We start from the raw sequence: 16,014 nt of genomic DNA on the forward strand, positions 1-16,014 counted from the left end.
AACCTCCGAGCGCGTCGTTCCGTCTGGGAGAATGACTGACGTAAGGCTGTAAGGCTCCGAGGTAACCAAGGAAGAAGGACGAACCGACCGTGGCTCAGAGCAGCACCGAGACCGATTGGGTCTCCCGTTTCGCGGACGAGGTCATCGCCGAGTCGGAGCGACGTGCGCCTGGCAAACCGGTGGTCGTCGCCTCCGGACTCTCCCCCTCCGGCCCCATCCACCTGGGCAACCTCCGCGAGGTCATGACCCCGCACCTGGTCGCCGACGAGATCCGCCGCCGGGGCCACGAGGTCCGGCACCTCATCTCGTGGGACGACTACGACCGGTACCGCAAGGTGCCGAACGGCGTCGAGGGCGTCGACGCGTCGTGGGAGCAGCACATCGGCAAGCCGCTGACGTCCGTGCCCGCACCGGCCGGATCGGCGTACGCGAACTGGGCCGAGCACTTCAAGGCGGCCATGGTCGAGTCCCTGGCGGAGCTGGGCGTCGAGTACGACCCCATCAGCCAGACCGAGCAGTACACGGCCGGCACCTACCGCGAGCAGATCCTGCACGCCATGAGGCACCGCGGCGACATCGACGCGATCCTCGACCAGTACCGCACCAAGAAGTCCCCGGGGAAGAAGTCGCAGAAGCCGGTCGACGAGGCCGAGCTGGAGGCCGAGGAGGGTTCCGGCGCCGCGAGCGAGGACGACGGCTCCGGCGGCGCCGGGGGGTACTTCCCGTACAAGCCCTACTGCGAGCGGTGCGAGAAGGACCTGACGACCGTCACCTCCTACGACGACGAGACGACCGAGCTGGCCTACACCTGCACGGCGTGCGGCTTCGCCGAGACCGTCAAGCTGAGCGAGTTCAACCGCGGCAAGCTGGTCTGGAAGGTCGACTGGCCGATGCGCTGGGCCTACGAAGGCGTGATCTTCGAGCCGTCGGGCGTGGACCACTCCTCGCCTGGCTCGTCGTTCGTCGTCGGCGGCCAGATCGTGCGGCAGATCTTCGACGGCGTGCAGCCGATCGGCCCGATGTACGCCTTCGTCGGCATCAGCGGCATGGCCAAGATGTCCTCCTCGCGCGGCGGCGTCCCCACGCCGGCGGACGCGCTGAAGATCATGGAGGCGCCGCTGCTGCGCTGGCTGTACGCGCGCCGCAAGCCCAACCAGTCCTTCAAGATCGCCTTCGACCAGGAGATCCAGCGGCTCTACGACGAGTGGGACAAGCTGGAGTCCAAGGTGCAGGACGGGAGCGTGCTGCCCGCCGACGCCGCCGCCTACACCCGTGCCGCGCGCACGGCGGCCGGTGAGCTGCCGCGCACCCCGCGCCCGCTGCCGTACCGGACGCTCGCCTCGGTCATGGACATCACGGCCGGCCACGACGAGCAGACGCTGCGCATCCTGACCGACCTGGACCCGGAGAATCCCGTCACGTCCCTGGACGAGGTGCGGCCGCGCCTCGACCGCGCCGAGAACTGGATCACCACCCAGGTCCCCGCGGACCAGCGCACGATCGTCCGCTCGGAGCCCGACGCGGAGCTGCTCGGCTCCCTGGACGACGAGGGGCGCGAGTCGCTTCGCCTGCTCCTGGAGGGACTGGACACGCACTGGTCGCTCGACGGCCTGACGACGCTCGTCTACGGCGTCCCGAAGGTCATGGCCGGCCTCGACCCCGAGGCCAAGCCGACCCCGGAGCTGAAGGTCGCCCAGCGCGCCTTCTTCGCCCTGCTCTACAAGCTCCTGGTGAGCCGCGAGACCGGACCGCGTCTGCCCACGCTGCTGCTGGCCGTGGGCGCGGACCGGGTGCGCAAGCTGCTCGGAGCCTGACGGCCCGCGGGAGGCCCGCGCCCGCCGGTCTCCCGCCTGTCGCCTGCCGGACGAGAAGGCCGCCGCCCGAACCCCGGGCGGCGGCCTGACGCGTCTCCACGGCTCTCGGCGCCTTCCGCGACTCTCGGCCTTCCGCGATCCGTCGGGGCCTTCCAAGCCCGGCGCCCTCCGCGGTCCTTCTGCATCCTTCGGACGAGGCGCGATTCGGTCGTGGGCATGACGCACACGCGCACGACGCGGGAGACCGTGGAGGCATGAAGAACGAAGCCATCGCAGTCATCGGCTGGATCGCCCTCGTCCAGGGGGCGCTCGGCGCCGGAGGGCGGATGTTCGGGGACAAGCCCTGGGGGCTGCTCCACCGGTGGTGGGACATCCCGACGGCCGGCTACCTCGTCATCGCGGCCGCCGGAATCGCCGTCGCCCTCTGGGGCGAGAGCGCGAAGCGCGCCAAGGCCTGATCACCGCGCGCGGTGATCAGGCGATGTGGTTCTCCGCCAGCTCCTGCTCCATGCGACCCCGCAGAGCGGGCATCAGCTGGCGCAGCATCGAGGCGCTGCGGGGGTGCCGCACGCCGTACCGGTCGCTCAGCAGTATGTCGAGCTGCTCGACGCTCGGCGGCTGCTGGTTCTCCTCGACGTACATCCACATCGCCTTGTACGCGACGTCCGCGAACTCCTCCAGGGGCGGCTCCGGCTCGACGTACTCGGCGTACTCCTCGAACCGCTCCGGGTGCTCCGGGCCCGCGGCCGGCACGTCCTCGGGGCCCTGCGGAACCGCCACCGGCGTGGGCTCCAAGCCCTCGACGTACTGGGGGGCGTAGGCGTTCTCGTACGCCTCCGGGGGAAGCTGCTGCGCCTGGAACCACGGGCTCTCGTGGTTCGCGGCCGCCAGCTCCTGCGCCGCCAGCTCCTGCGCCGCGAGCTCCTGTTCGGTCGGCTCCTGCGCGCCCGGTCCGGTGCGATCCCGCGCGGCCCGGCCCTGCGGGCCCCGTACCAGCTCCGGAGCCTGCGGCTGCGCCTGCACCTGCGCCTGGGGACGGCCCGGGCCGAGGGACCCGAGCGGATCGGACGCCGCGGGCGCCGCGGGTATCAGCGCCGGCTCCACACCGGCCGCGGCGAGACCGGCCGCGGCCGTCTCCGCCAGCGGCACCCCGTACTTCGCCAGCCGCAGCGGCATCAGCGCCTCCACGGGCGCCTTCCGCCGCCATGCCCGCCCGAAACGGGCCTGCAACCGGGCCTGGTAGATCAGCCGGTCCTGCTCCAGCTTGATGACCTGCTCGTACGACCGCAGCTCCCACAGCTTCATCCGCCGCCACAGCCGGAACGTGGGAATCGGCGACAGCAGCCAACGGGTCAGCCGGACGCCCTCCATGTGCTTGTCGGCCGTGATGTCCGCGATCCGGCCCACCGCGTGCCGCGCCGCTTCCACCGCGACCACGAACAGCACCGGGATGACGGCGTGCATGCCCACACCCAGCGGGTCCGGCCACGCGGCCGCGCCGTTGAACGCGATCGTCGCCGCCGTCAGCACCCACGCCGTCTGACGCAGGAGCGGGAAGGGGATCCGGATCCAGGTCAGCAGCAGGTCGAGTGCGAGCAGCACACAGATGCCGGCGTCGATGCCGATGGGGAAGAAGTAGGAGAAGTCGCCGAAACCTTTCTCCACGGCGAGCTCGCGCACGGCGGCGTACGAACCCGCGAAACCGATCCCGGCGATGACCACCGCACCGGCGACCACCACCCCGATCAGAATCTTGTGCGTGCGTGTCAGCTGCACCGCGGCCACCCGCGATCCCCTCCCGTCATTCGACATCTCGCGGGCACAGCGTGGCACACGTGTGCGGAGCCCGGCCCTCGGGGGAGGGCCGGGCTCCGCGGAAACCTGCGCATATGCGGGTGTTCGAGGTGAGTCGAGTACCTACTTGTTGGCCGCCGCGACCGCTGCCACGGCCTCCCGGGTGGCCTTCACCGCGCCGTCCAGGATCGTCTTGTCGCTCGGGGTGGCGGCCCCGGCGTAACCGGCTCCGTTGTAGGAGAGCAGCACGACGACGTTGCCCGTGCGCGCCACGATCGAGGCGTACTCGAAGTCCTCGTTCGTCTTGCGCAGTTCGTAGGTGACGGCGCTCGCCTCGTCGCCGATGCCGCCGGCGGCGGTCGTCCGCAGCTTCTTGGCGCCCTCGGTGGCCTGGATCTTGGCCAGTTCCTTGGCGAGGTTCTCCTGGGCGCGGTCCTGGCCGCTGCCGAGCGATTCGTCGGACGCGTACCGGTAGAAGGAGATGTCGAGCCAGCGGTACTGGGAGCCCTTCACGCCCTTCTCGTCCAGACCGTTCCACGAGCAGCCGCCGCGCCGGGTGAGGTCGGTGGACGCCGCCGCCGTGCCGTTCTTCGTCTTCGCCTTGGGCACCAGGGCCGCGGTCGTCTTCGACGAGATCGACTTGCAGAAGTCGGGCAGCTTCGCGTACTTCGCGGGCTCGACCTTCGGCTTCGACGGCGTGGGCTGCGGGGCGGCGGAGGACGCCGAGCCCTTGCCCTTGTCCGGAGTCGAACCGGAACCGCCGTCGGAGTCCGAGGAGCAGCCGGCGACGACGAGCATCACCGGGACGGCTGCGCAGGCGAGTATGCGGGTGAGTCGCGGGGCTGATCGGTGCATGGTTCCCTCAGTCGCTTGTCGTACGGGTCGGTCGCTTGTCGTACGGCCTGGGCGGCGGCCACGGTACGCCGACACGGTACGTGGTCGCCGCGGCCTCACGGGGCGTGGCCGTCCGGCTACTCCTCCAGGCGCTCGGCGAGCAGGCGGGCCAGATTCTGGGCCCTTTCCTGCAGCTTGCGGCTGTCCGGCGCCACCGCGGGATCGGTCGCCTGCTCCAGGTATTCGACGGTCACGATCACGTTGGATGTGCGGAACACCACGCTCACCGCGCGATGGTGGTCGCTGGATTCGCCGGTGACGAGGGCGTCGTCGAGGAAGGCCACGTCGCCGAGGCCGTCCAGGACCCGGGGCTCCAGGCCGGTGGGAGAACCGGTGGCCGGGGCGGTCGGGGGAGTGCCGGTGGGGGTGCCGGCGGGGGCGCCGGTGGTGGCGGTGGGGCTCGGGGTGACCGGGGCACCGGGTGCGCCGGTGCCCGAGGCGGCGCCGGTCCCGGCCGTCCCCGGAGTGCCCGGCGTGCCGGCGGGCGTCTGGGGGGACTCCTGCGTACGGGCCGGCTGCGGGAGGTCCGCCGCCGTCTGCTTGCGGTCGAACACCTCCTGCGCGCGGTCGTCGTCGCTGACGGCGGGGTCGTACGACACCACGCGCTCGATGTCGAGGACGAGACGGTGCGAGGCGTCGGGGGCGTCGGCCTTCCAGGTGCAGCCGACGCGGCGGTCGGTGTCGTACGTGGCGGTCGCCGTGCCGCGGTACGCCTTGTTGCGCTCCGGCTCCGGGAGATCGGCGGCGCCGGGCAGCAGGTCCTTGAGCGTGGCGGGCGCGACGGCGCGGCAGGGCTCGAAGAGGGTGCGGTACCGGCCGGGCGGTGCGACGGCGGTGACAGGCCCCGCCTTGGAGTCCACGGTGGCGCGGCCGTCGCCGCCGCCCGCCGAACATCCGGTGAGGCCCGCCCCGATGCCGAGCCCCAGCGCCAGCGCGGCCGCCGTGAACGCCGCGGGCCGTGTGCGGCCGGGTCCGTACGCCTGTCGCTGCACGCTCCCAGGCTCCCTTCTCCCGGGGTCGCCCCCGAAAACTGTTTGCCGCCGGATGTCGGCCGATGGACACAATGTGTATCGCACGCACTGCCGTCGATGCCGGTCCGTCGTCACCTGTACGGGCTTTGGTGCCGGTTTTTGCGTTTTCAGGCTTTTCGGGGGAATCGAGGAAGTATGTCGTACGTAGAGGTGCCGGGAGCGCAGGTGCCCATCCGGATGTGGGCCGATCCTTCCACGGTCGAGGGCGGCGCCATGCAGCAGCTCCGGAACGTGGCGACGCTCCCGTGGATCAAGGGTCTGGCCGTGATGCCGGACGTGCACTACGGCAAGGGTGCGACGGTCGGGTCGGTGATCGCGATGCAGGGGGCGGTGTGTCCGGCGGCGGTGGGGGTCGACATCGGCTGCGGCATGTCGGCGGTCAGGACCTCGCTGACGGCGAACGACCTGCCGGGGGACCTGTCGCGGCTGCGGTCGAAGATCGAGCAGGCGATTCCGGTGGGCCGGGGGATGCACCCGGACGAGGTGGATCCGAAGCGGCTTTACCAGTTCCCGACGTCGGGCTGGGACGACTTCTGGTCGCGGTTCGACGGGATCGCCGATTCGGTCAAGTTCCGTCGTGAACGTGCCGCATTGCAGATGGGGACGCTCGGATCCGGAAACCACTTTGTCGAGTTCTGTCTTGATGAGTCCGGTTCGGTGTGGCTGATGCTGCACTCGGGATCACGCAACATCGGCAAGGAACTCGCCGAGCACCACATCGGTGAGGCGCAGAAGCTGCCGCACAACCAGGGGCTCGTCGATCGCGACCTCGCGGTCTTCGTCGCCGACACCCCACAGATGGCGGCCTACCGCAACGACCTCTTCTGGGCGCAGGAGTACGCGAAGTACAACCGCGCGATCATGATGGCGCTCTTCCAGGAGGTCGTCCGCAGGGAGTTCCGGAAGGCGAAGGTCACCTTCGACCAGGTCATCTCCTGCCACCACAACTACGTGGCGGAGGAGCGGTACGAGGGCATGGACCTGCTGGTCACCCGCAAGGGGGCGATCCGCGCGGGGTCCGGCGAGTTCGGGATCATCCCGGGCTCCATGGGCACCGGCTCCTACATCGTGAAGGGCCTGGGCAACACGGCGTCCTTCAACTCGGCCTCGCACGGCGCCGGCCGCAAGATGAGCCGCAGCGCGGCGAAGCGGCGCTTCTCGACGAAGGACCTGGAGGAGCAGACGCGGGGCGTGGAGTGCCGGAAGGACTCCGGCGTCGTGGACGAGATCCCGGGTGCCTACAAGCCGATCGAGAAGGTCATCGATCAGCAGCGGGATCTGGTGGAGGTCGTCGCGAAGCTGAAGCAGGTCATCTGCGTGAAGGGCTGAAGGAAAGAGGGGGCCGGCGCGGTGCGCCGGCCCCCTCTTCGGTCTTCCCTGACGGTCACAGCTCGCGGTGGACCTTGGTGTTGGAGGCCTGGGCGCGGGGGCGGACCACCAGGAGGTCGATGTTGACGTGGGAGGGGCGGGTGCAGGCCCAGGTGATGGTGTCGGCGACGTCGTCCGCGGTGAGGGGTTCCGACACGCCCGCGTAGACCTTGGCGGCCTTCTCGGAGTCGCCGCGGAAGCGGGTGGTGGCGAACTCGTCGGTCTTCACCATGCCGGGGGCGATCTCGATGACGCGCACAGGGGTGCCGACGATCTCCAGGCGGAGGGTCTCGGCGAGGACGCGGGCGCCGTTCTTGGCGGCGACGTAGCCGCCGCCGCCTTCGTAGGTCGAGTGGCCCGCGGTGGAGGAGAGGACGACGACCGTGCCGTCGCCGCTCGCGGTGAGGGCGGGGAGCAGGGCCTGGGTGATGTTGAGGGTGCCGATGACGTTGACCTCGTACATCCGGCGCCAGTCCTCGGGGTCGCCGGTGGCGACGGGGTCCGCGCCCAGCGCGCCGCCCGCGTTGTTGACCAGGACGGCGATCGTGCGGAAGGCCGTCGCGAAGGTGTCGACGGCGTCCCGGTCGGTGACGTCGAGGGCGTACGCCGTGGCCTGGTGGCCGGCTTCGTTGATCTCGGCGGCGAGGGTCTCGATGCGGTCCTTGCGGCGGGCGGTGAGGACCACGCGGTATCCGGCCGCGGCGAGCTGCCTGGCCGTGGCCGCGCCGATGCCGCTGCTCGCTCCGGTGACGACGGCGATGGGGGTGGCGGCGGCAGTCATGGCGTGCTCCTCGCGCGTGGGTTCGATGACGTCGATCGCTTGATCAGGATAGGTGGCGGGCGTCGTCGCCCGTCAGCGGGCGCGGGGCGCGTACATGATCACGGCCATGCCGAGGAGGCAGATCAGCGCCCCGGTCACGTCCCACCGGTCCGGGCGGTATCCGTCGGCGACCATGCCCCAGGCGATCGAGCCGGCGACGAACACTCCGCCGTAGGCGGCGAGGATACGGCCGAACTGGGCGTCGGGCTGGAGGGTGGCGACGAAGCCGTAGACGCCGAGGGCGATGACTCCGGCGCCGATCCAGGCCCAGCCGCGGTGCTCCCGGACGCCCTGCCAGACGAGCCAGGCGCCGCCGATCTCGAACAGGGCGGCGAGGGCGAACAGGGCGGCGGAACGGGCGATCAGCATGCGGTCAGCGTGCCACGGAGACACGCGGACTGATGGTTAGTCAGACGATATGCGGATCTATGGGTATCTTCGGGGCATGTGTGCGATGCGCAAGGCTCTGCTCGGTGCGGCCCTGGTGGCCGCTGTGGTGGTCGGTGCGGGCGGCACGGCCCGTGCGGCCGGTCCGGAGGCCGCCCCCGAGGCGGACCTGGCCCACCACGGTCATGTGTCCCTCTGGGACGGGCGGCTGGGTCTCCGGCTGGTGAGTGAGAACCACGGGCCGGCGCACGTGTCCCAGGCGACCGTGCGACTCGGCTTCTCCCATCCGCTGGCCGGCGGGCAACGGCTGCCGGCGGCCTGCCTGTGGGTCAGCGACCGGATCATCGCCTGCCGGACGGGTGAGCTGCGGGCCGCGGGGGCGGCCGGCGAGCTGACCTTGGACCTGCGGGCGGCGGGGTCCCCGGACGAGATGACCGTCGACATCGGAACGGTCTGGAGCGACGGCGCCGCCGACCGCCACCCGGGGAACGACCGGCACCGCGTGCTCGTCCTGGCGACCGGCGATCCGTACGTCTTCTGACGTCGGGGCAGGGCTCTCAGCCGCTCGCGCGACCGGTCGGCAGCGCGTATCCGTCGGGGCGGACCAGCAGCACCGTGCGGCGGGCCGGGTCGGCCCAGGTCGCCCGTGTGAGCCGCGCGGGCGAGACGGGCGCGGCCGGCGGAAGGGGCGGGCGGGTGCCCGCGGGGGCGATCAGGACGAACTCGCCCCCGCGCAGGAGTTCGTAGAGCCTGCCCTCGCGCAGGTCGAGGTCCGGGACGCGCGCGCCGTCCCGGCCGTACGCGATGCCGATGCCGCTGATCATGCCCATGACCTTGGCGGAGAGGGGCCTCATGAGCGTGACCAGAGGGGGGACGAGGGTGCGGGCGGCGCGCAGGAACAGGCCGCGCGCCATGGCGAGGCGGATGATCGCTCCACTGCTGCGCAGCACGGCCGCGCCCACCGGGTGCCGCTCGGCCTGGTAGCTGTCGAGGAGGGCCTCGGGCTCGGCGGTGTCCCCGCGCAGGACGGCGGCGAGCTTCCAGGAGAGGTTGGCCGCGTCCTGGAGGCCGGTGTTCATGCCCTGGCCTCCGGCGGGGGAGTGGACGTGGGCGGCGTCCCCGGCGAGGAAGACGCGGTTCACGCGGTAGGCGGGAGCCTGGCGCTCGTCGCTGTGGAAGCGGGAGATCCAGCGGGGGTCGTGCATGCCGAAGTCGGTCCCGAAGGCGCGGCGGGCGATGGCGCGCACCTCTTCGAGGTCGACGGGCTCGCTGTCGGGGACCTGGCGGCGGCGGTCCCAGCCCATCACGCGATACCACCCGTCGCCGAAGGGGGCGATGAAGCCGAAGGCGTCCCCGACGCCGTTGACCGTGAGGAGCTCCGCCGGCGCCTCGGTGAGGCGGACGTCCGCGAGGACGAGGGAGCGGATCACCGACGAGCCGGGGAAGGGCAGGCCGAGCGTGGTGCGCACGGAGCTGCGCATGCCGTCGGTGCCGACGACGTACCGCGCGCGGAGGGTGGCGGGGGCGCCCTCGGGCCCGGTGATCGAGGCGGTCACGCCGTCGGCGTCCTGGGTGAGGCCGCGCAGCTCGGTGTCGTGGCGGACGTCCACACCTGTGGACAACGCGCGCTGTGTGAGCAGCTTCTCCACTTCGTACTGGGGCGTGACGAGGAGATACGGGAAGCGGGAGGGGAGCCGGCTCAGGTCGAAGGTGAGGCGGCGGAAGAGGCGCATGCGGGTCACCCGGCTGCCGGTGGCGACCAGGTCGTCCGCGAGGCCGCGGGCGTCGAGCAGCTCCAGCGTGCGGGCGTGCACGGCGAAGGCACGGGTCATGTTGGCGATGCCCTGCGGGCGCCGCTCGATCAGGGTGACGCGCGCGCCGGAGGCGGCGAGGTCACCGGCGAGGAGCAGGCCGGTGGGGCCCGCGCCGACGACGAGCACGTCCGTGTCCAGGTGGTGGTCCATGGCTGCCTCCCAGGGCCGGGGCCGGCGCGCGGACGCGTCGGCACAAGGGCTGCGACGTAGGCCAACGGGTGTTGGTCAACGCTTGTTGGCAACGTTAGGGCCGCCCTCAATGGAGTGTCAACACCTGTTGGCCTACACTTGTGGACATGACCACCGCCCGTCGCTCCGACGCCACCCGCGCCGCGATCCTGGAGGCCGCCCGCGAGCGTTTCGCGACGGACGGCTACGAGCGCGCCACCATCCGGGCCATCGCCCGCGACGCCGACATCGACCCGTCGATGGTCATGCGCTACTACGGCAGCAAGGAGGGCCTGTTCGCGGCCGCGTCCGAGTTCGACCTGCGCCTGCCCGAACTGGGCGCGCTGCCGGACCGGCACGTGGGGGCGGTTCTCGTCACGCACTTCCTCGACCGGTGGGAGCGTGACGACGTCCTGACCGGGCTGCTGAGGGTCGGCGTCACCAATGCCGTCGGCGCCGAGCGGATGCAGGCGATCTTCGCCGAACAGCTCGGTCCCGTGACGCGCGGAGTCTGTCCCGATCCCGCCGACGCGCCTCGGCGCGCCGCGCTGGTCGCCTCGCAGATCCTCGGCATGGCGCTGACCCGCTACGTGCTGCGGCTGCCGCCCGCTGTCGAGATGTCCCGCGACGAGATCGTGGCGTGGCTCGCCCCGACCGTCCAGCGGTACCTGACGGCCGAGCGGCCGTAGGGCATGCGGGCAAGCCGAAGACCCCCGGCCGAGGCGCGGCGGAAATCCGGAGGCGCCCGCCGTCCGGCCCGAACTCCGGAGGCGCCCGCCGTCCGGCCCGAACACCGGAGACGTCGGTCACCCGGCCGTCGTCATCCGGCCCGGTCCGCGGTCCGTCGCACCCGGCCCGGTCATCCGGCTGGTGGGCGGCGCCACGGCGACCGGTGCGAGCGCCGTCGTCATTCCGGCCCCGGTCAGCGGGCCGTCGCGCCGCCGAAGTCGCGCAGGGCGTCGGTGACGATCGCCTCCAGGCGGGCGTGGTGGGCACCCCGCCAGTACACCCGCTCGCACGCCGTGCACCGCGCGAAGACGTCGTACGTCTTCTCCGTTCCGTGCTCCAGCCGCTCGCGCACGGAGTCCTTGTCCGCGTCCGTGAGCTCGCCGTTGCAGGCGGTGCAGCGCGTCCACGGCCTCAGAGCCGGAGCGAACCGCTCCAGTACGTCCCGGAGCTGGTCCTCCGGCCGGTCGCTGTACACATACGCCCCGGCCCACAGCTCCCGCCGGCGCAGCAGCCCGCGGTCCCGCGAGAGCATCACCCGCCGCTCCCGGGCCGACAGCGCGGCCAGCGCCGGATCGCCGATGTCCTCGCTCTCGTAGGCCGCGTCGACCCCCAGCAGCCGCAGGCGCCTGGCCAGCGTGCCGAGATGGACGTCCAGCAGGAACCGGAGCGGGGCGCCGGGCACCGGCTGGGGACGCTCGACGCCCTCCACCTCCACCGTCTCGCCCGCCGCCGGGATGTGCGCGACGCCGACCGGGGCGCCGTCCACGAGCAGCCGCCCCGCCTCGGTCAGCGGAACGCCGAGCGACTCCACGACGTGGCCGAGCGTCGAGACGCCGTCCGTCACCACGGTGGTGCGCCCCGAGCGCCGATCCGCCGCGACGAAGAGCCGCAGGCCGGGGGCGAAGCTGATCTGGATCTCCGGTCCGTTCACGGGGACAGGATGTCACCGGCGTGCGCCGTCCGGCCAGGGAATTCGGACCGCCGCCCGCGGCCGCCACCCCTGCGATACCGTCCCGCCATGAAGATCATCGACCTCCCGCCCGGCGACCCGCGCCTGGAGTCCGACCTGCTTCCCGTCCTGAGCGAGCTGCGCCCCCATCTGACCCCGCGGCTCTTCGCCGAGGTGTACGACCGCGGACACGCCCAGGGGCTCCGCTTCTCCGCCGCCTACGGCGACGAGGGCCCCTGCGTCGGCGCCGCCGGCTGGCGGGTCGTCGACAACACCAGCGCCATCCGCACGCTGTACGTCGACGACCTGGTGACCGCCGCCTCCGCCCGCTCCACCGGTGTCGGCCACGCCCTCCTGGCGCACCTGGAGGAGCACGCGCGCGAGGCAGGCTGCCACGCGCTCAATCTGGACTCCGGCACGCACCGCACCGGCGCCCACCGCTTCTACCTGCGCGAGCGCCTCGACATCGTCGCCTTCCACTTCGCCAAGTCGCTCGCCGCCCCTGCCGGCACTCCTTAGCCCTTCCGTCCCGGGAGCAGCTCCAGACGCCAGTCGTTGCAGCGCATCGGGCGGCCCGGCGGGTACTCGAAGGCCTCTTCGCCGAGCAGTTCGAAGCCGGCCTTGCGGCACACGGCGTTCGAGGGACCGTTGTCCGTCGAGGGGAAGGCGTGCAGGAAGCGGTACGCGCCCCCGGCCCGGACGCTCGCGGCCCGGGCGCGTTCGGCCACCGCGCGCGTGGCGGCGGTCGCGACGCCGCGCCCCTGGAAGCCGGGGAGCACCGTCCAGCCCGTCTCGTACACCTGCTCCCCGTGCCAGGTCTTCTTCCAGAAACCGACGCTGCCGACCGCCACCTCCTCGGGGAGGAGCACGACGCGGAACATCCGCCCGGCGCCGGTGGTGTCGGCGCTGAGATCCACATAGCGCCGGTGCCGCCCGGCGAGCGCCTCCTCCGGTTCGGGGCCGCCGAGATGTTCCATGAGGTCCGGCGCGTTCATGGCCCGCAGCAGCTCGAAGTCGGACGCGGCCCACGGCTCGAGACGTACGGGTGAGGCAAGGAGGTCCATGGCCGGACTCTAAGGGACGGGTTCAGCGCAGTCGGCCGGCCGAGCCCAGGGAGAGCCGGGAGACCACCTGGCCGAAGGTGTCCTCCTCCGCGGCGGTGAGCGGGACCGTCTCCCTCGGGTGCCAGACCCGGTCCAGGGGGGTGGCCGCCCGCGCGCGGCGGGCGCGGGAGCGCAGGGCGTGGGCCGTCCCCACGGCCGCCGAGGCGGCGAGCAGACCGAGGAGCGAGAGCACACGGGGGGCCGAGAACGTGCGGTGCGAGGGCGACATGGCTGACTCCAGGCGAGAGGGCCGCTACGCCGGTGCGCCTCGGTGGACGACGCGTACCTCCGGCGCCCGCGTACGGCGCTGACGGTTCCTACTGCTTCCTCCCGACCTGTTCAGTAAACACCCGCCGACGGCCTTTCGGCAGGGCGGCGAGGGAAGGGCCGCGCGCGGCGCCCGGGATGCGCCGGAGGGAGGCGCCGGAGACCGCCGGAGGCGCTCTTGTGCGGGTGCGGGAAGCCCTCCAAGGTGGCGGGCAGAGGGTTATTTCCGGCCGGGGAGGGAGCAACCGGATGTCGGACGCGGGTGTGTGGGAGTTCGTCGACGACAGAGGCGCGGCGGTGACGGCCGTGCGGAAGCCGGAGCGGGTGGTGGCCTATGTACGGGCCGGGGCGGCGCTGCGGGACCTCGGGGTGACACCGGTGGCGGTGTACGGCTCCGGGCACGACGGGGCGGTGCTCGATCCGGTCAAGGCGGGCGACCTGGAGGCGGCCGGCGTGCCGTACCTCGGTCCTGGGCGGAGCCTGGACGAGGAGGCGCTGCGCGGTCTGCGGCCTGACCTGGTGGTCGAGGTGACGTACGACGGGAAGAGCCCGTACGCGCTGGACGAGGCCGTGGCCGAGCGGGTCGGGGTACCGCTGGTCGCGCTGTCGGTGGGCAACGAGACGACCCTGGGGGAGATCATCGGACGGTTCGGCGAGCTGGGCGCCGCGCTGGGGGCGGCGGGCGGAGGCACGGGGCCGGATACGGGCGCGGGGTCCGGAGTGGGCTTAGGCGCGGGCTCCGGCTCGCGCTTCGACGAGGTCTTCGGCGCGGTGGAGCCGGCCGAGGACGCCCTGCGGGCCGCCGTCTTTGACGGAGGAGCCGACGTCGGCGTCCTGGTGCTCTCGGGCGCGGGCCGCGACCAGGTCCACCTGGCGCGTCCGCACGCCTGGCCCGAGCTGGCCCGGCTCGTCGAGCTGGGGGTGCGGGTCCTGGACCCGGGGCCCGGGCCCGGCGCGAACTGGCTCACCGCCGACTGGGAGCACGCCGCACGGCTCCGGCCGGATCTCGTCCTCTTCGACAGCCGGGCCAACGCCGTCCAGCCCGCGGACCTCCCGCCCGTGGGCCATGCGCGCGTGGCGCCCTGGAACCCCGAGACCCCGCCGAGCCCGGCGGCGTACGCCCGCTTCTTTGGCGATCTCGCCGAGGCCCTCCGCGACCACCGGCCCGAGGCCGCTCCACCGAGGTAGTCCCGCCCGCGCCGACGGGCCCGCCCGCCCGGGCAGACCCGACCCGTCGGCGTCGCGGGAACCCCGGCCCGTCCTGGCCGGACCCGTCTCCGTCGCGGGCAGACCCGGTCCGTTTTGTGCGGACCTCGCGGCGCGGGAACCCCGGCCCGTCCTGGCCGGCCCCGTCTCCGTCGCGGGCAGACCCGCCGTGCCGCCGTGGTGCTGGCGCGGGCAGGCCCGCCGTGCCGCCGCCCCTCCGTCACGGGCAACCACACCGCCCCACACGACCGGTCGGCCTCCGGCCGCGCCCGGCGACGCAACCCTCTTCCCGCCCCGGTCCCCTCCCCGCGCCCGGCTCACGCCGGCGTGGTCGTCCCGAGGCGGGCGCGCAGGGAGCCGGCGAACTCCTCCACGCGGGCGAGCTGCTCGCGCAGTTCGGCGACCCGTGCGGTGGCGGCCTGTTCGTACCCGCGTACCCGGGCGACCAGCGCGGACCGCTCCTCGGGGGAGAGCTCCGCGTCCGTGCCGGGGCGGTCCACGGCGAGCCGGTCCATGGCCTCCAGCAGCTCGCGGGTCTCCTCCAGGGTGAAGCCGAGGGGCTTCATCCGGCGGATCACCATGAGCCGGTCCACGTCGGCGTCCGTGTAGAGCGGGAAGCCTCCCGGCGAGGAGGCCGAGGGGACCACCAGGCCGCTGTCCTCGTACTGGCGGATGGCCCGCAGGGACAGTTCCGTCCGCGCCGCGACCTCCCCGATCTGCATGGGCCCGTCCGCCACGCGTACTGCGCGTACACCGCTCACGTCGTCGTCCTTCCTCGCGCGGGCGCGCCGCCGGAGACGACCGCGCGCACTGCATGCCGCTTTTGTCCACACTTCAGCACTTATGAGAGGGGAAAGTGTGACGAAACGCCTGCGCATACGGGCCGCTGACACGGGCCGCTGACACGGGTGCTCAGCCGGGGTGCGGATCGCGGACACGGACCGCTGCGACCGACCCGGGTCACGGGCCGTCGGTCCGGCGGGCGGTCAGGGCCAGACCAGGCAGTACGGCTGGTGGCCGGCCTCGTGGAGCCGCACGGAGAAGTCCTGCCACTCGTGCAGCAGCTGGTAGACGTTGAAGGCGTCCCGCGGACCGCCCCGGTCGGGGACCGTGGACCAGATGAAGGCCGCTGCGCCGACCGATTCCTCGCCGATGCCGCGCAGCGGGTCCACCACGGTCATGGGCAGCTTCACGACGGCGTAGTCGGGGTGCAGGACGACCAGTTCCAGCGGGGGCACCTTGTGCAGGGGCATGCCCTGGATGCCGGTGAGGACCATCGCGGCTATGGTCTCCGGCTTGATCTTGGTGAACATGCCGCCCATGCCCAGCTCGTCGCCGCCCAGCTCCTCCGGGCGCATCGAGATCGGGACGCGGGCCGCCGTGGCGCCGTCGGGTGCGCCGAAGTACTTGTACGTCACCCCCAACCGGCCACTCCCGCTCCCTGACATCGGTCCTGTGGGACTCGTCGACATCGGTCCTGTGGGACTCGTCGGTCCCATCGATCCCATCGGCCCCGTCGGCCCCTTCGGTCCCGGCGCTCCGGTCGGTCCCGTGGACTCCGTCGGTTCCTCCGTACGCCTTCGCCGGTGCCTCCCCCGACGGGCAGGCTCAGGACCCAGGTCGTCCGTCCCCTCGCCCAGTCCGCCACCGCGATGCATATCTCCACCCGA

18 protein-coding genes are annotated in these 16,014 nt (G+C 72.5%); 7 read left to right on the plus strand and 11 right to left on the minus strand.

Translation table 11 applies throughout. From position 1 onward, the window contains the following. Nucleotides 1-89 precede the first annotated feature (89 nt). Nucleotides 90-1,814 carry a lysine--tRNA ligase gene (gene lysS / locus AB0K65_RS17930; RefSeq protein ID WP_365717490.1) on the plus strand — a complete coding sequence of 575 codons (1,725 nt, stop codon included), beginning with the start codon at nt 90-92 and terminating at the stop codon, nt 1,812-1,814. Between the two features lie 254 nt (nt 1,815-2,068). Further along, nucleotides 2,069-2,272 (plus strand): hypothetical protein, encoded by a 204-nt coding sequence (locus tag AB0K65_RS17935; protein ID WP_365717492.1) that lies wholly within the window; start codon nt 2,069-2,071, stop codon nt 2,270-2,272. Nucleotides 2,273-2,288: 16 nt separating this feature from the next. Here AB0K65_RS17935 and AB0K65_RS17940 read toward each other — a convergent pair whose 3' ends face one another. The 3 genes from AB0K65_RS17940 to AB0K65_RS17950 all read right to left on the minus strand — a co-directional run bounded on the left by AB0K65_RS17940 (nt 2,289) and on the right by AB0K65_RS17950 (nt 5,494). Further along, nucleotides 2,289-3,599, minus strand: a complete 1,311-nt coding sequence (locus AB0K65_RS17940; protein WP_365717493.1) for a DUF2637 domain-containing protein — start codon at nt 3,597-3,599, stop codon at nt 2,289-2,291. Between the two features lie 132 nt (nt 3,600-3,731). Beyond that, nucleotides 3,732-4,463 (minus strand): DUF3558 family protein, encoded by a 732-nt coding sequence (locus AB0K65_RS17945; RefSeq protein ID WP_365717495.1) that lies wholly within the window; start codon nt 4,461-4,463, stop codon nt 3,732-3,734. Nucleotides 4,464-4,579: 116 nt separating this feature from the next. After that, on the minus strand, nt 4,580-5,494 hold the full coding sequence (locus tag AB0K65_RS17950) for a DUF3558 domain-containing protein (protein ID WP_365717497.1): 915 nt from the start codon (nt 5,492-5,494) through the stop codon (nt 4,580-4,582). Between the two features lie 174 nt (nt 5,495-5,668). Here AB0K65_RS17950 and AB0K65_RS17955 point away from each other — a divergent pair, with 174 nt between their 5' ends. Then, a complete protein-coding gene (locus AB0K65_RS17955) occupies nt 5,669-6,862 on the plus strand; it encodes an RtcB family protein (RefSeq protein WP_365717499.1) in 1,194 nt (397 codons plus the stop codon). Nucleotides 6,863-6,917: 55 nt separating this feature from the next. Here AB0K65_RS17955 and AB0K65_RS17960 read toward each other — a convergent pair whose 3' ends face one another. Further along, the gene (locus AB0K65_RS17960) at nt 6,918-7,682 is read right to left on the minus strand and encodes an SDR family NAD(P)-dependent oxidoreductase (RefSeq protein WP_365717501.1); all 765 of its coding nucleotides are present in this window, start codon (nt 7,680-7,682) and stop codon (nt 6,918-6,920) included. A 72-nt stretch (nt 7,683-7,754) separates the two neighbouring features. Then, nucleotides 7,755-8,090 carry a YnfA family protein gene (locus tag AB0K65_RS17965; RefSeq protein WP_365717503.1) on the minus strand — a complete coding sequence of 112 codons (336 nt, stop codon included), beginning with the start codon at nt 8,088-8,090 and terminating at the stop codon, nt 7,755-7,757. A gap of 76 nt (nt 8,091-8,166) precedes the next feature. On the opposite strand from AB0K65_RS17965, the gene AB0K65_RS17970 reads away from it, so the two are divergent. Beyond that, entirely contained in the window at nt 8,167-8,649 is a 483-nt protein-coding gene (locus AB0K65_RS17970; protein WP_365717505.1) for a hypothetical protein, read from the plus strand. Nucleotides 8,650-8,665: 16 nt separating this feature from the next. On the opposite strand, the gene AB0K65_RS17975 is transcribed toward AB0K65_RS17970, so the two are convergent. Further along, nucleotides 8,666-10,072, minus strand: a complete 1,407-nt coding sequence (locus AB0K65_RS17975; protein ID WP_365717507.1) for an FAD-dependent monooxygenase — start codon at nt 10,070-10,072, stop codon at nt 8,666-8,668. A 146-nt stretch (nt 10,073-10,218) separates the two neighbouring features. Here AB0K65_RS17975 and AB0K65_RS17980 point away from each other — a divergent pair, with 146 nt between their 5' ends. Continuing rightward, nucleotides 10,219-10,779 carry a TetR family transcriptional regulator gene (locus AB0K65_RS17980; RefSeq protein ID WP_365717509.1) on the plus strand — a complete coding sequence of 187 codons (561 nt, stop codon included), beginning with the start codon at nt 10,219-10,221 and terminating at the stop codon, nt 10,777-10,779. A gap of 233 nt (nt 10,780-11,012) precedes the next feature. On the opposite strand, the gene AB0K65_RS17985 is transcribed toward AB0K65_RS17980, so the two are convergent. Continuing rightward, a complete protein-coding gene (locus tag AB0K65_RS17985; protein WP_365717511.1) occupies nt 11,013-11,750 on the minus strand; it encodes a Mut7-C RNAse domain-containing protein in 738 nt (245 codons plus the stop codon). Between the two features lie 87 nt (nt 11,751-11,837). On the opposite strand from AB0K65_RS17985, the gene AB0K65_RS17990 reads away from it, so the two are divergent. Further along, nucleotides 11,838-12,287 carry a GNAT family N-acetyltransferase gene (locus AB0K65_RS17990; RefSeq protein WP_365717513.1) on the plus strand — a complete coding sequence of 150 codons (450 nt, stop codon included), beginning with the start codon at nt 11,838-11,840 and terminating at the stop codon, nt 12,285-12,287. On the opposite strand, the gene AB0K65_RS17995 is transcribed toward AB0K65_RS17990, so the two are convergent. Both AB0K65_RS17995 and AB0K65_RS18000 read right to left on the minus strand, forming a co-directional pair. After that, entirely contained in the window at nt 12,284-12,832 is a 549-nt protein-coding gene (locus tag AB0K65_RS17995) for a GNAT family N-acetyltransferase (protein WP_365717515.1), read from the minus strand. The genes AB0K65_RS17990 and AB0K65_RS17995 overlap by 4 nt on opposite strands. 22 nt (nt 12,833-12,854) lie before the next feature. Continuing rightward, nucleotides 12,855-13,100 (minus strand): hypothetical protein, encoded by a 246-nt coding sequence (locus tag AB0K65_RS18000; RefSeq protein WP_365717517.1) that lies wholly within the window; start codon nt 13,098-13,100, stop codon nt 12,855-12,857. Between the two features lie 287 nt (nt 13,101-13,387). Here AB0K65_RS18000 and AB0K65_RS18005 point away from each other — a divergent pair, with 287 nt between their 5' ends. Next, the gene (locus tag AB0K65_RS18005; RefSeq protein WP_365717518.1) at nt 13,388-14,326 is read left to right on the plus strand and encodes an ABC transporter substrate-binding protein; all 939 of its coding nucleotides are present in this window, start codon (nt 13,388-13,390) and stop codon (nt 14,324-14,326) included. A gap of 335 nt (nt 14,327-14,661) precedes the next feature. Here AB0K65_RS18005 and AB0K65_RS18010 read toward each other — a convergent pair whose 3' ends face one another. Both AB0K65_RS18010 and AB0K65_RS18015 read right to left on the minus strand, forming a co-directional pair. Then, a complete protein-coding gene (locus AB0K65_RS18010) occupies nt 14,662-15,066 on the minus strand; it encodes a MerR family transcriptional regulator (RefSeq protein ID WP_365717694.1) in 405 nt (134 codons plus the stop codon). Nucleotides 15,067-15,330: 264 nt separating this feature from the next. After that, the gene (locus AB0K65_RS18015; RefSeq protein ID WP_365717520.1) at nt 15,331-15,762 is read right to left on the minus strand and encodes a hypothetical protein; all 432 of its coding nucleotides are present in this window, start codon (nt 15,760-15,762) and stop codon (nt 15,331-15,333) included. Nucleotides 15,763-16,014: the final 252 nt, after the last annotated feature.

Source organism: Streptomyces sp. NPDC053755 (assembly GCF_040677675.1).
Lineage (GTDB): Bacteria > Actinomycetota > Actinomycetes > Streptomycetales > Streptomycetaceae > Streptomyces.